This window comes from Lacticaseibacillus absianus, from assembly GCF_013407595.1.
GTDB classification, from domain to species: Bacteria; Bacillota; Bacilli; order Lactobacillales; family Lactobacillaceae; genus Lacticaseibacillus; species Lacticaseibacillus absianus.
The window spans coordinates 508951-521942 of the sequence record NZ_JABEKX010000002.1; the positions used below are offsets into that span (position 1 = coordinate 508951).

Consider the following 12992-nt stretch of genomic DNA (forward strand, 5'->3'; position numbering starts at 1 on the left):
CTGCATTAAATTACTCGCAGGCTAGTATACCTTACGGATAGCATCGGCGTCAAGGTGTTTCGCCAGCGCTTGCGCGAAGGCCTGCAAGGTTTTCAGGTCGTTTTCACTAAAGCGGTCAAGGCGTGGGGAATCGATGTCCAAGACCCCGACCGTCGTCGTGCCGACAGTCAGCGGCACGACGACTTCCGAATTGCTGGCGGCGTCGCAGGCGATGTGGCCAGCGAATTCATGGACGTTCGGGACCCGCAGCGCCTGCTGCTGGGCGAAGCTGGTGCCGACGACGCCTTGGCCGGGCTGGATGTGCATGCAGGCGACTTGCCCTTGGAAGGGGCCGAGGTCGAGGCTGGCGTTGGTCGGGCTGTATAGGTAGAAACCCGCCCAGTTCAGGTCAGGCATGGTGTTGTAGAGCAGCGCGCTGGCGTTGGCCAGTGCGGTGATCGGGTTGTGTTCGCCGTCCAGCAGGGCGTCGACTTGGGCGACGATGAGGGGATCTAGTTCGGTCATGTGGGGACCACCTTTCGAGAAAATTCAGGAATACCGGGCGTTTACCTATATTAGGCCTTTTAAGTTCGGGGTCTTTTTGAGATACTAGGAGAGAAGACTTGTGCCCATGTGAATACGAGCATTGTAGTGGAACGCGCGTGAATTTGCAATTCGAGGCACTGGTGTGGAAGGTGTAAATATGACTGGGATCATTATTGCGATACTTGTGCTCATCGTGCTGGTCGGACTCGGGGTCTGGGGCTTCCAGCTCAAGAATAACCGGGCGATCCAGCAGCTGGACGCGCAGATCGCAACGCTGGATGACGGCTCGATCACGAGTCTGATCCGCAACATCGATCAACTGGGCGTGGCCGGGGCGAGCCTTGACGGGTTCACCGCGCAACGTCAGGCCTATCAGCAGTTGACGAGCGGCCCGCTGACGGACCTGCAGACGGCACTGCTAGATGTCGAACAGGCCAACAAGCAGTTTCGCTTCAAGTCCGTCAACGCGGATCTGCAGACGCTGGATGCACTGCGGGCCGACACACAACAGCAGCTGGTGGCGATCCACGGCGCGTTGCAGAAGTTGCAGGCGAGCGAGGCTGAGAACCGCGGCCAGCTGAACCGCCTGCGTGACGACTACCAAGAGGCGCGCAAGACGGTATTGGCCAAGAGCTTCGCGTACGGCGAGGCCCTCCCCCCGCTAGAGGCCGCGTTGCAAGACATCGCCGCCCAGCTGACGACAGTCAACGCGACGAACGTCGAAGGGGATTACGACCTGGCGAAGACGCAGTTGCACCAGGCGCGCTTGGCGATCGCCGCCGTGCAGAACCAGATCAAGGCGCTCCCACAACTGGTCAATTCGGTCGTCAATGAATTTCCTGAGCAGCTCAACGAGATCGAGCGCGGTGACGCGCAGCTGGTCGCGCGGCACTTCCGGTTCACCGAAGACATTCCGGAAGGCGTGGCGAGCGTTCGGGCGCTGGTCGCGCAGGCCGAACAGCAGATCCGTGACCTCGACGTGACGGAGCTGACCGCCAACGCGGCGACGATCGCCGACAAGATCGACAGCCTGTACGCCGTGATGGAAAAAGAGCTGACGGCCAAGGATACGGTGGACAAGACCGGTGCGGACTTGCGTCAGTTCATCAATCACGCCTTGAAGCAGAACCACACGCTTGCGACCGAGCTCGACCACTTGAATCAGTCGTACGCGTTGAACCACGATGAGCTTAAGCGCACCAACGACCTGCGCCTGGAGCTGGAGACGCTGCAGACGGGCTACCAGCAGGCGATCGACCGGATCGCGGATCACACCGCGATCTACTCGGCGGTCCGCGACCAGTTCGGCGCGACGCGCACCGACTTGAAGGCGATCGAGCTCAAGCAGCAGGCGATCAACGCGTCGGTGGCTGATCTGCGGGAGACGGAGCAAAAAGCGGTGGATCAGGCCGACCAGTTCGAGCTGGCGCTGCGGGACATCAAATACGAGATGTCTCGCCACGGCCTCCCGGGTCTACCGCGGCCGTACCTCGACTTTTTCCGGGCGGTCACGCGGACGGTCGATCAGCTGAACCGGGATCTGAATCAGGTCAAGATCGACCTCGACCAGATCGCCAAGCAGCTGATCCGGATCGCTACAGATATCGAGACCCTCAAGACGAAGAGTCGCGAGGTGATCGACGCCGCAGCGATGACCGAGCAGCTGTTGCAGTACGCGAACCGCTACAAGACCACCCACGAAGACATCGCCAAGGCGGTCGAGGCGGCCCACACGCTGTACGCGCAGTTCAACTACCAGCAGGCCGCCGACGTGATCGGCGCAGCACTGGAGAGTACCGAACCCGGCAGCGTGAAAAAAGTCGAAGACGCCTACTTGACGGCTAAGGGGGCCGATCTGTTCTGAGCTGTGACGGTCGTGGCCCGCTGAGCGGGCTAGGGCTGACCGGCTCCCCCGCCAAGCTCTGAGCCTGAGTGATCGGTATGGTCAAGGCGCCGCACTGGCGTTTCGGCCCTGCCTGTGCGGCAAGCCGGCGACTAAAGATAGAGCACGGACAAGTCGACGATTGTCCGCGCTCTTTTTTTGGTTCCCAGCCGCCTACCGTGATCGTGGGTACCCAAACCCTTGGGCTTCTGGTATAATTTCATCCAGTGAACTTACAATTCGGAAGGAACGGCGACGAGACATGATCTATTTTGACAATAGCGCGACGACAAAGGCGCTACCCGCAGTGCTCGATACCTACCGCAAGGTGTCGGAGGACTTCTACGGGAACCCGAGCAGTCTGCACGCGGTCGGCGGTAAGGGTGATGCGATGCTTCAAAGCGCCCGCAAGCAGATCGCGGACTTGATCCAGGCCCAACCGGATGAGATCTACTTCACCAGCGGCGGCACGGAAGGCGACAATTGGGTGCTCAAAGGCACTGCGATCGAGAAGCGCCAGTTCGGCAAGCACTTGATCACGACGGCCGTCGAGCACCCGGCGATCATCAACACGATGCACCAGCTGGAGCAGTTGGGCTTTGAGGTCACTTACCTGCCGGTCGACCACCGCGGCTTCATCGATCCGGCGGCTCTGGCGGCGGCGATCCGCGACGACACGATCTTGGTGTCGGTGATGGCAGTGAACAACGAGATCGGGGCCAAGCAGCCGCTGACGGCTGTCGCCGAGCTGCTCGAGGCCCATCCCAACATCCACCTGCATGTCGATGCGGTGCAGGGGATCGGCAAGGGGCTGATGGCGGCGCTGCGCCACCCCCGGATCGATTTCATCACGTTCTCCGGCCACAAGTTCCACGGGCCGCGTGGGACCGGGTTTATCTATATGGAGGAAGGCCGCCACATCGCGCCGCTGATGACCGGCGGCGGCCAGGAGTCGAACCTGCGCTCCGGGACGGAGAACACCCCGGCAATCGCCGCGATGGCCAAGGCGCTCCGCCTGCTGCTGACCGACGAAGACGAGAAGGTCGCGCATGAGCAGGCGATCCGGACGCGGATCTATGAGCACGTGGCGCAGTACCCGAATGTCGTGTTATTCAGCCAGCTGACGCCGGATTTTGCCCCGCACATCCTGTGCTTCGCGATCCGCGGCGTGCGTGGCGAGACGATCGTGCACGCCTTCGAGCAGCATGATATCTATATCAGCACCACCAGCGCCTGCTCCAGCAAAAAAGGGACGGAATCCAGTACGCTCGCGGCGATGCACGTTCAAAGCAGCGTGGCGACCAGCGCGATCCGGGTCAGTCTGGACGACCAAAACACATTAGCCGAAGCGGACGCCTTCAACGCCGCCTTCGATCAGGTCTATGCCGGCTTCGCCAAGCTGATGCCGCAGGCCTGACACCGAGAAAGGAAGATACTGTGCAATATAGTGAAATCATGGTTCGCTACGGCGAGCTGTCCACCAAGGGCAAGAACCGCCAAGCGTTCATCGGCCGGCTGAACGGCAATGTCACCAAGGCGCTGCACGAATTCCCGGCGCTGCGCCTGCACCCGAAGCGCGATCGGCTCCACATCGACTTGAACGGAGAAGACGCCGAGCGCGTGATGGCGCGGTTGAGCAAAGTGTTCGGGATCCAGAGCTTCTCGCCGTCGGTCGCCGTGGCCAAGGAGATGCCGGCGGTGCACGCGGCGGTGCAGGCGCTGATGGCGGCGACCGTACCGACCGGGGCGTCCTACAAGGTCCAGACCAAGCGGGCGGACCACAGCTTTGCCCTCGACACTAACGAGATGAACCTGGACTTGGGCGACTACCTGACCGAAGTGCGCCCGGATCTAGTGGTCAAGATGAAAGACCCGGATTACGTGTTACGTGTGGAAGTGCGGCGTGAGGCGATCTTCCTGTCGACGAAGACGGTGCTGGGGGCCGGCGGCTTGCCGGTCGGTACGGCAGGCAAGGGCATCTTGATGCTCAGCGGTGGGATCGACTCGCCGGTGGCCGGCTACCTTGCCTTGAAGCGCGGGGTCGACATCGAGATGGTCCACTTCTTCTCGCCGCCGTACACGAGCGACCAAGCGTTGGCCAAGGCCAAGCAGCTGACGACCAAGCTGGCACCGTATGTCGGCTCGATCCGCTTCATTCAGGTGCCGTTCACGGAGATCCAAGAGACGATCAAGGCCACGCTGCCGGAAGGGTACCTGATGACCATCCAGCGGCGCCTGATGTTGCGGCTCGCCGAGGCGATCGCGCACAAGCGCGGGGCACTCGCGATCTTTAACGGGGAATCGGTCGGCCAGGTCGCGTCGCAGACGCTCGAGAGCATGGTCGCGATCAACGACGTCACCACGATGCCGATCATCCGCCCGGTGGCGACGATGGACAAAAACGAGATCATCCGCTTGGCGGAAGACATCGACACGTACGAGTTGTCGATCATGCCATTCGAGGACTGCTGCACGATCTTCGCCCCACCGGCACCGAAGACGAAGCCGAACCTCGACCGCGCACGCTACTACGAAAGTAAGCTCGACGTGGATGGCCTGATGCAACGCGCCTTAGACGGGCTGATCATCACCGATATCAAGGGCTCCGACGAGTTCATGGCCCAGGACCGAGACCTGATCGCAGAACTGCTGTGACCGCATAGGGGCTGTGCCATAACGCGGTTTTAGCCCAGAGTATAAGCGAGACCCCCTGAAAAACCCGAACTTAGGTTTTGCAGGGGGTCTCGCTTATACGGCTAGGGCGTTGCGTTATGGCACGTAACGTTCTGGAATAGTCGTGCCACCAGGGGTTATGTCACAACCCGGTTTGCGCCCGGCGGCGAGGCGCCGGCGAAAAGTTTGTTTGCCCGTTCACAAACAACGTGATAAACTGAAAGGTGAAAACGGTAACAAAATGTGTAAGGGGTGGACGCCATGTTAAAAGCCAAAGCACCAGTATCCAAGGCAACGATCCGCCGTATCCCGCTCTATTACCGCGCCGTGCAGCAGCTGCAGCAACAGGGGATCAGCCGCATTCGCTCGGACAAGTTGAGTGAGATCGTGCATATCCCGTCGGCCACGATCCGACGCGATTTTTCTAGTTTCGGGGAGATGGGCAAAAGCGGCTACGGGTACTCGGTCGGGACGCTGGTGGACGCCTTCGGCAAGTTGCTGGAGGTGCACACACGCGAGTCGATCATCCTCGTCGGTGTCGGGGGGCTGGGAGCTGCCTTGATGCAGAACAACTTTCGCCGCAACCCGGATCTGAACATCACGATGGCCTTCGATTCGGACCCGGCCAAGCTCGGGGTGGTGGCGGACATCCCGGTGTACGCGTTCGAGACGCTCGCCACGCACCTCGAGCCGGGGATGCACACGGCGATCCTGGCGGTGCCGAGTGCCTCGCAGCCCGCGGTGGTCCACGCGCTGGAAGACGCCGGCATCGACGCGATCTTGACCTTCGCCCCGAAGCCCGTCGCCTGCAAGCCGGAGACAACGATCCGCTACATCGACCTGACGTCTGAGTTGCAGAGCCTCCTGTTCACCGCGCACCAGAAGACGCGGCACTGACGATTCGCGTTGACGGGTCATGCGCACTAGTTTATAATGCGGATAACGCGTTGAACAAGAGGGTCCGGCAGGTGGGTTTTGCAGCGACAAGGCGGTCAGGTGCGAGCCTTGAGCCACTTCCGGAGTGTAGCTTGCGAGCTGTCCACCTGAATCGAGTAGGGGCGACCGGTCATTCACCGATATCGAACTGAGCTGGGGGAACGGGTTTCCCCAATTTAGGTGGCACCGCGAGTCAACTCGTCCTAATCTTAGGGCGAGTTTTTTTTGTCCAACCAAAAACCTGTGGAGGGATTCCTTATGAAAGAAGAATTAGCACCAAAGTTCGACCCCAAAGCGGTCGAAGCGGGCCGCTACGAGAAGTGGCTGGCGCAAGGCGTCTTCAAGCCGTCTGGCGATCAGTCCGCCAAGCCGTACAGCATCGTCATCCCGCCCCCGAACGTCACCGGCAAGCTGCACCTGGGCCACGCCTGGGACACGACGCTGCAAGACATGATCATCCGCCAGAAGCGGATGCAGGGCTTCGACACCCTGTGGGTACCGGGGATGGACCACGCCGGAATCGCGACCCAGGCCAAGGTCGAAGCCAAGCTGCGCAAAGAAGGCATTACGCGCTATGACCTCGGCCGCGAGGCGTTCGTCGATAAGGTCTGGGAATGGAAAGACGAGTTCGCCGCCACGATCAAGACCCAATGGGGCAAGTTGGGGCTGTCTCTGGATTACTCCCGCGAGCGCTTCACCTTGGACGACGGCCTGAGCGAGGCGGTGCGCAAAGTCTTCGTTGACTTGTACAACAAGGGCCTGATCTACCGCGGCGAGTACATCGTCAACTGGGACCCGCAGGCGCGCACGGCGCTGTCGGACATCGAGGTGATCCACCAAGACGACGAAGGTGCGTTCTACCACCTGATCTATCAGTACGCCGACGGGACGCCGGGCGGCATCGAGATCGCGACGACGCGGCCCGAGACGATGTTCGGGGACACGGCCGTGGCGGTCAACGCCCACGACCCGCGCTACCAAGCCGTGATCGGCAAAAACGTGATCGTCCCAGGGGTCGGCCGCGAGATCCCGATCATCACCGATGAACACGCCGACCCAGCCTTTGGGACCGGGGCGGTGAAGATCACGCCGGCGCATGACCCGAACGACTTTCAGGTCGGGAATCGCCACGACCTGCCACGGATCAACTGCATGAACGACGACGGCACGATGAATGCGAACGCCGGCAAGTATCAGGGGATGGACCGCTTCGACTGCCGCGAGGCGCTGGTCAAAGACCTGCAAGCGTCCGGGGATCTGATCAAGATCGACCCGATCGTCCACAGCGTCGGACACTCCGAACGCACCGGGGTCCAAGTCGAAGCCCGGCTGTCCACCCAGTGGTTCGTCAAGATGGGCCCGCTGGCGGAGGCCTCGATCCACAACCAGGAGACGGCCGACAAGGTCACCTTCGTGCCGGAGCGCTTCGAACACACCTTCCTCAACTGGATGAACAACATCCACGATTGGGTCATCTCTCGCCAGCTCTGGTGGGGTCACCGGATCCCAGCTTGGTACAACAAGGTCAGCGGTGAGATGTACGTCGGCATGACCGCACCAGAAGACGCCGAGAACTGGGACCAGGATCCAGACGTCTTGGACACCTGGTTCAGTTCCGCGCTGTGGCCGTTTTCCACGATGGGGTGGCCGGACACAGACAGCGCGGATTACAAGCGCTACTACCCGACGGACACGCTGGTCACCGGGTATGACATCATCCCGTTTTGGGTCGCCCGGATGATCTTCCAAGGGCTCGAGTTCACCGGTCAGCGCCCGTTCAAGCACGTGCTGCTGCACGGGCTGATCCGCGACGAACAAGGCCGCAAAATGTCCAAGTCGCTGGGCAACGGGATCGACCCGATGGATGTGATCGACCAATACGGCGCCGACGCCTTGCGCTGGTTCCTGGTCAATGGGAGCACGCCTGGCCAAGACACCCGCTTCTCCTGGGACAAGATGGGGGCGAGCTGGAACTTCGTCAACAAGATTTGGAACATGTCCCGGTTCGTGCTGATGAACCTGGCCGACACGAGCGCTGACCAGAAGCCGGATCCGGCCACCTTTGACCTGTCCGACCAGTGGATCTTTGCCCGGTTGGATCAGACGATCGCCAGTGTCACGGCGAAGTTCGACAGTTTTGAATTCGGCGAGGCCGAGCGTGACCTCTACAACTTCATCTGGAACGAGTTGGCCGACTGGTACATCGAGATGTCCAAGGAAGTGCTGTACGGTGAGGACGAGGCGGCCAAGGCCGCCAAGCGCGTCAACCTGATGTACGTGTTGGACCAGGTCCTGCGCCTGATGCACCCGATCATGCCGTTCGTGACCGAGAAGATCTGGCTGACCATGCCGCATGACGGGGAATCGCTGGTCACCGCCGCATACCCGACGACCCACGCCGAGTTCGCGAATGACCAGGCGATCGACGATATGCAGGCGATCATCGAGCTGATCCGTGCGGTCCGTAGCATTCGCACCGACGTGAACGCGCCGCTCGCTAGCCCGATCGACGTGCAAGTGCGGGTGCAAGACGCGGCGCTGGCACCGATCTTCAAGGCGAACTTCGAGTTCATCGACCGCTTCGTGCACAGCAAGCACTTTGAGGTCGGCACCGCCCTCGATACCCCGGCGCTGGCCGCCACGGCGGTTATCTCAGGGGCGACGGTCTACGTGCCGTTGGCCGAGTTGATCGATCTGGCCGACGAGATCGCCAAGCTTGAGAAGGAAGCGACCAAGCTCCAAGGTGAGATCGGTCGCCTCGACAAGAAGCTGGGTAATGCCGGTTTCCTTGCGAAGGCGCCTGCGGCCGTTGTCGCCGAGCAGCAAGCCAAGCAGGCGGACTTCGCGGCGAAGCTCGCCGCCACAACGGCGCGCATCGCGGAACTGCAAGCCGCTAAGTGACCGAACGCCACGCCACTCACCCGACCGGTGAGTGGTTTTTTGATGCCACGACCGTCGGGCAGGAACCGGTGGTCGCGACGCCGACCCGCGCGGGCGAGAGCCGGCAGGCGGCGAGAAAAAGGTTGACACGGTGTCACTTTGCGTTATACTCAACGATGTTGACACAGTGTCACTTACACGATCGGAGAGGGAGCACGATGGTTTCGACGACATTTGACCACCTGGCGCCGCAGAAGCAGGCGCGGATCCGGCAGGCGTTGCTGGATGAGTTCAGCCAGCACCCGTTGGCCACGGCGCAGGTGGCCCGGATCGTCGCGCAGGCGGGGATCGCACGCGGGGCGTTCTACAAATACTTTGATGATCTGACGGATGCTTACCGCTACGTGTTCGGCTTGGCGATGCAAGACATTCATGCGGGGCTGCCGCAGCCGGATGGCCACGAAGCCGCGGCGTATTTGGCGGCCACCCGCGCGTTTTTGACCGGGGTGCGCGAGTCGCCGTACCGGGCGCTGATCCGCCAGCATTTTCGCGCCAACGCCGACCGGCTGCACAATGGGCCGAGTCGCTTGGGTCCGTCGCCGACCGCGTGGGCCGCGACCACGCTGTGCCACCAGACGATCCGAGACGTTTTGCTCGAACCAGACACCGCCACGGCGCGGCTCGCCCAGCTGGCGACGGCGCTTGACCAGATGGAGGGATGACCGAATGTTTTTAGCGTTGAAAGAGATCCGCAAAGAGAAGTTGCGCTCGGGGCTGATCATCGCGATGATCGTCTTGATCAGCTACCTGATCTTCATCCTCACAAGCCTTGCGCTGGGCCTTGCGCGGGAGAACACAGACGCCTTGGACGCATGGGGCGTTGACAGCGTCACGCTGAACGCCAATGCGAATGTGGACATGCGCCAGTCGTTGATCACGCCGGCGCAGGCCGGCCCGCTCTCGGCGGACGAGGCCTACATCGGTCAAGCGTCGGTCGTCGCTAAGGCGAAAGGGCACGCGAAACTCAGCGCGGTCTTCATCGGGTTGAAGGCGTCCCAGTTCGTCGCGCGCGACCTCAAGCTGACGCGCGGCCACCGTCCGACGACCGCACACGAGCTTGTCGTGGATACGTCGCTGGCAGACGCAGGCCACGAACTGGGCGACACACTCAAGCTGAACGCGGACCCCAAGCCCTACACGATCGTCGGCTTCACCGCACACGCCAAGATGAACATCGCCCCGGTGCTTTACGGTCAGTTGGCCGCCTGGCAGACGCTCAAGGACCTGATGCCCGGCCCGATCGCCTCGGCGATCGTGTCGCGTGATGCCGGCTACCGGGCGAAGGACCGGGCGCTGCAGACCTATTCGCTGAAGACGTTCATCAACAAACTGCCAGGTTACTCGGCGCAAAACATGACGTTCGAGCTGATGATCGGGTTTTTGATGGTGATCTCGCTGATCGTGATCGCGGTGTTCTTGTACATCCTGACGATGCAGAAGCTGCCGAACTACGCGGTCCTGCGCGCTCAGGGACTCCCGAGCCGCGTGCTCGTCGGGGCGACGGTCAGCCAGTCGCTGTTACTGGTTGCGGCGGGGCTCGTGTTGGGGACCGCGCTGACGGTGATCACCGCCGTCGCGATGCCGGCTAGCGTGCCGATGGCGTTCGACGTGCCCGTGTTAGCGCTGGTCGGCGTCGGGCTGCTTGCCATGGCCCTAGTCGGGGGACTGATCCCAGTCCGCTCGGTCCTGCGCGTTGATCCTGTCAGTGTGATCGGAGGGTAATCATGTCAGTTCTCACGTTACAACACGTCGACCAGGTCTTCGGGACCGGCTCCGCGCGGGTGCAAGTGCTCCACGATGTCTCGTTTGCCGCCGAGCCCGGCGAGTTGAGCCTGATCGTTGGACCGTCTGGGTCGGGCAAAAGCACGTTTTTGACGATCGCCGGGGGGCTGTTGACGCCTACCAGCGGGACCGTCACCGTCGCCGGCCAGACGTACAGTGACCGCACCCAAAAGGCCCGCGACCGGCTGCGGCTCGAATCGATCGGCTTCGTCCTGCAGGCCTACCACCTGCTGCCGTATCTGACTGTTGCTGACCAGTTCAAGCTGGTCGACCGCGTCAAGCGCACCGGCAATCTGGATGCCGCTGCCCTGCAAGCGCTGCTGCGCCAGTTGGGGATCGACCAGCTGAAGCACAAGTTCCCGGCTGAGCTCTCCGGCGGCCAGCAGCAGCGCGTCGCGATCGCCCGCGCCCTGTACCCGGACCCCGCGATCGTCCTGGCGGATGAACCGACGGCGGCGCTCGACAGCCCGCGGGTCCAGGTGGTGGGGCAGCTGTTCCAGGCGCTGGCCCGCGAGCGCGGTAAGGCCGTGGTGATCGTCACGCATGATGTGCGGCTCGATCCGTTCGCCGATCATGTCTTCGAGATGCAAGACGGAACTTTGACCCAACGTGCGTGACAGTTTTGTGACGTTGTCATAAAACTGCAATAAATGTATAATCACCTTGAAGGATCCGGTCGCTGTCAGCGCGCGCAAGTTGTGTTATCATAACACCGACCACGCTGTGTGCGGCAGTGGCGAACCGAAGCGAGGAGACGAACACATGACGAAGAAAAAACGTGCGGCCATCATCGGCTTGGTCGCCGTCGCGGCTTTAGCCGCAGGTGCCTACGGGCTACGCGGGCTGCATTACCGGGACCGATTCCTGCCTGACACCAGCGTACTGGGCGTGGCGGTCGGCGGCAAGACCGTCGCCGGGGCCAATGCGGCGATAAAAAAACACTTTGACCGCGTGACGTACACGCTTACCGAAGCGGACCAGACCGTCGAGTCGGTCAGCGGCACGAAGCTGGGGTTGGACCGTGATTTTCACCAGCCGCTGGCGGCGCTGCTCAAGAAGCAGAATCCCTGGGGCTTTGAGACCGTTGTCTTAGCGGGCAACGCCAAGGCCGACATGCTCGCGGTGGGCGACGATACGGCGATCACCAGTTACGCCAGCAGCCTGGCGCAGCGCCTGAACCCGCAGCGGACCGCACCGACAGACGCAAAGGTCGTCGACCGTGGGGATGCCTATGTGATCGAGAAGGAAAAAAGCGGCAACCAGCTGGACGCCAAGCGGCTCGCCACGGCGATCCAAACGGCCGTCGCCGCGGATCAGACCCAGGTGGACCTGACGAAGGCCTACGTGCAGCCGAAGCTGACCGCCGACTCGGCGGCGCTCAAAGACGCCGTCGCGAAGCTGCAGAAGCTGGGCACGCTCAAGGCGACGCTGACGATTCAGAACCATTCCGTCACGATCCCGACCAAGACGCTCCACACGTGGCTGAGTTACACGGACGGCGCGGTGAGCGTCGATCAGGCGGCCGTCAAGGCTTATATTCAGGGGATCAACGCGCAGTACGGGACCTACACGAAGGCGCGCCAGTTCAAGTCGACCAAGCGGGGCACGGTGACTGTCCCCGCCGGGATCTACGGCTGGAGCATCCCATCGGCCAGTGAATCGACGAAGGTCACGGCGCTGATCAAGGCCGGAGAAGATTTTACCCACGCTTTGGCGCATGTCGGCAGTGGGTACCACGAAGACGGGACCGACATCGGGGGAACGTACATCGAAGTCGACAAGGTCAACCAGCATGAGTGGTACTACAAGAACGGACAGCTGGTGATGGACAGTGCGGTGGTCACCGGCAAGCCGGCGACGCCGACGCCGAGCGGGGTCTTCGCCATCTGGGCCAAGCAGCGCAATGCGACGCTCAAAGGGGAAGATTACGCGACCCCGGTCGCCTACTGGATGCCGATCAACGACACTGGCGTCGGGCTGCATGATAGCCCGTGGCAGGCCCAATACGGCGGGACGTGGTACCAGGCGCATGGCTCGCACGGGTGTGTGAACAACCCACCGGCCTTTATCGCCAAACTCTTCAGTGTGGTCGACAACGGGACCCCGGTCATCGTCTTTTAGGCGCGGCCCTCGGGGCGGTTGCGTGGCGCGGCAGCGATGCCGCGCTTTTTTGTTGGTGGCTAAGGTGGCGTGCGGTACCCAGGGCCATGGCTTGGCCGCTTGACGGTGGCGCGTGCGCGTTGCTCGCGTCGCG

10 protein-coding genes are annotated in these 12992 nt (G+C 62.0%); 9 read left to right on the top strand and 1 reads right to left on the bottom strand.

Annotated elements, in window-relative coordinates:
- Positions 1 to 21 precede the first annotated feature (21 nt).
- Positions 22 to 504: a GAF domain-containing protein gene (locus tag HII33_RS07785; RefSeq protein ID WP_179395237.1), complete on the bottom strand. Its 483-nt coding sequence runs from the start codon at positions 502 to 504 to the stop codon at positions 22 to 24.
- Between the two features lie 178 nt (positions 505 to 682).
- Between HII33_RS07785 and ezrA the strand changes: the two genes are divergently transcribed.
- The 9 genes from ezrA (at position 683) to HII33_RS07830 (ending at position 12859) form a co-directional block, all read left to right on the top strand.
- A complete protein-coding gene (gene ezrA, locus HII33_RS07790; RefSeq protein WP_179395238.1) occupies positions 683 to 2389 on the top strand; it encodes a septation ring formation regulator EzrA in 1707 nt (568 codons plus the stop codon).
- A gap of 280 nt (positions 2390 to 2669) precedes the next feature.
- Complete coding sequence (locus HII33_RS07795; protein WP_179395239.1) at positions 2670 to 3824, top strand: cysteine desulfurase family protein; 1155 nt, start codon at positions 2670 to 2672, stop codon at positions 3822 to 3824.
- Positions 3825 to 3844: 20 nt separating this feature from the next.
- Positions 3845 to 5062 (top strand): tRNA uracil 4-sulfurtransferase ThiI, encoded by a 1218-nt coding sequence (gene thiI, locus HII33_RS07800; RefSeq protein WP_179395240.1) that lies wholly within the window; start codon positions 3845 to 3847, stop codon positions 5060 to 5062.
- Between the two features lie 279 nt (positions 5063 to 5341).
- Positions 5342 to 5977 carry a redox-sensing transcriptional repressor Rex gene (locus HII33_RS07805; RefSeq protein WP_179395241.1) on the top strand — a complete coding sequence of 212 codons (636 nt, stop codon included), beginning with the start codon at positions 5342 to 5344 and terminating at the stop codon, positions 5975 to 5977.
- A 297-nt stretch (positions 5978 to 6274) separates the two neighbouring features.
- On the top strand, positions 6275 to 8917 hold the full coding sequence (locus tag HII33_RS07810; protein ID WP_179395242.1) for a valine--tRNA ligase: 2643 nt from the start codon (positions 6275 to 6277) through the stop codon (positions 8915 to 8917).
- Positions 8918 to 9114: 197 nt separating this feature from the next.
- Positions 9115 to 9618 carry a TetR/AcrR family transcriptional regulator gene (locus HII33_RS07815; RefSeq protein ID WP_179395243.1) on the top strand — a complete coding sequence of 168 codons (504 nt, stop codon included), beginning with the start codon at positions 9115 to 9117 and terminating at the stop codon, positions 9616 to 9618.
- A gap of 4 nt (positions 9619 to 9622) precedes the next feature.
- Positions 9623 to 10678 (top strand): FtsX-like permease family protein, encoded by a 1056-nt coding sequence (locus HII33_RS07820; protein ID WP_179395244.1) that lies wholly within the window; start codon positions 9623 to 9625, stop codon positions 10676 to 10678.
- A gap of 2 nt (positions 10679 to 10680) precedes the next feature.
- On the top strand, positions 10681 to 11355 hold the full coding sequence (locus tag HII33_RS07825) for an ABC transporter ATP-binding protein (protein WP_179395245.1): 675 nt from the start codon (positions 10681 to 10683) through the stop codon (positions 11353 to 11355).
- Between the two features lie 145 nt (positions 11356 to 11500).
- Entirely contained in the window at positions 11501 to 12859 is a 1359-nt protein-coding gene (locus HII33_RS07830) for a L,D-transpeptidase family protein (protein ID WP_179395246.1), read from the top strand.
- Positions 12860 to 12992: the final 133 nt, after the last annotated feature.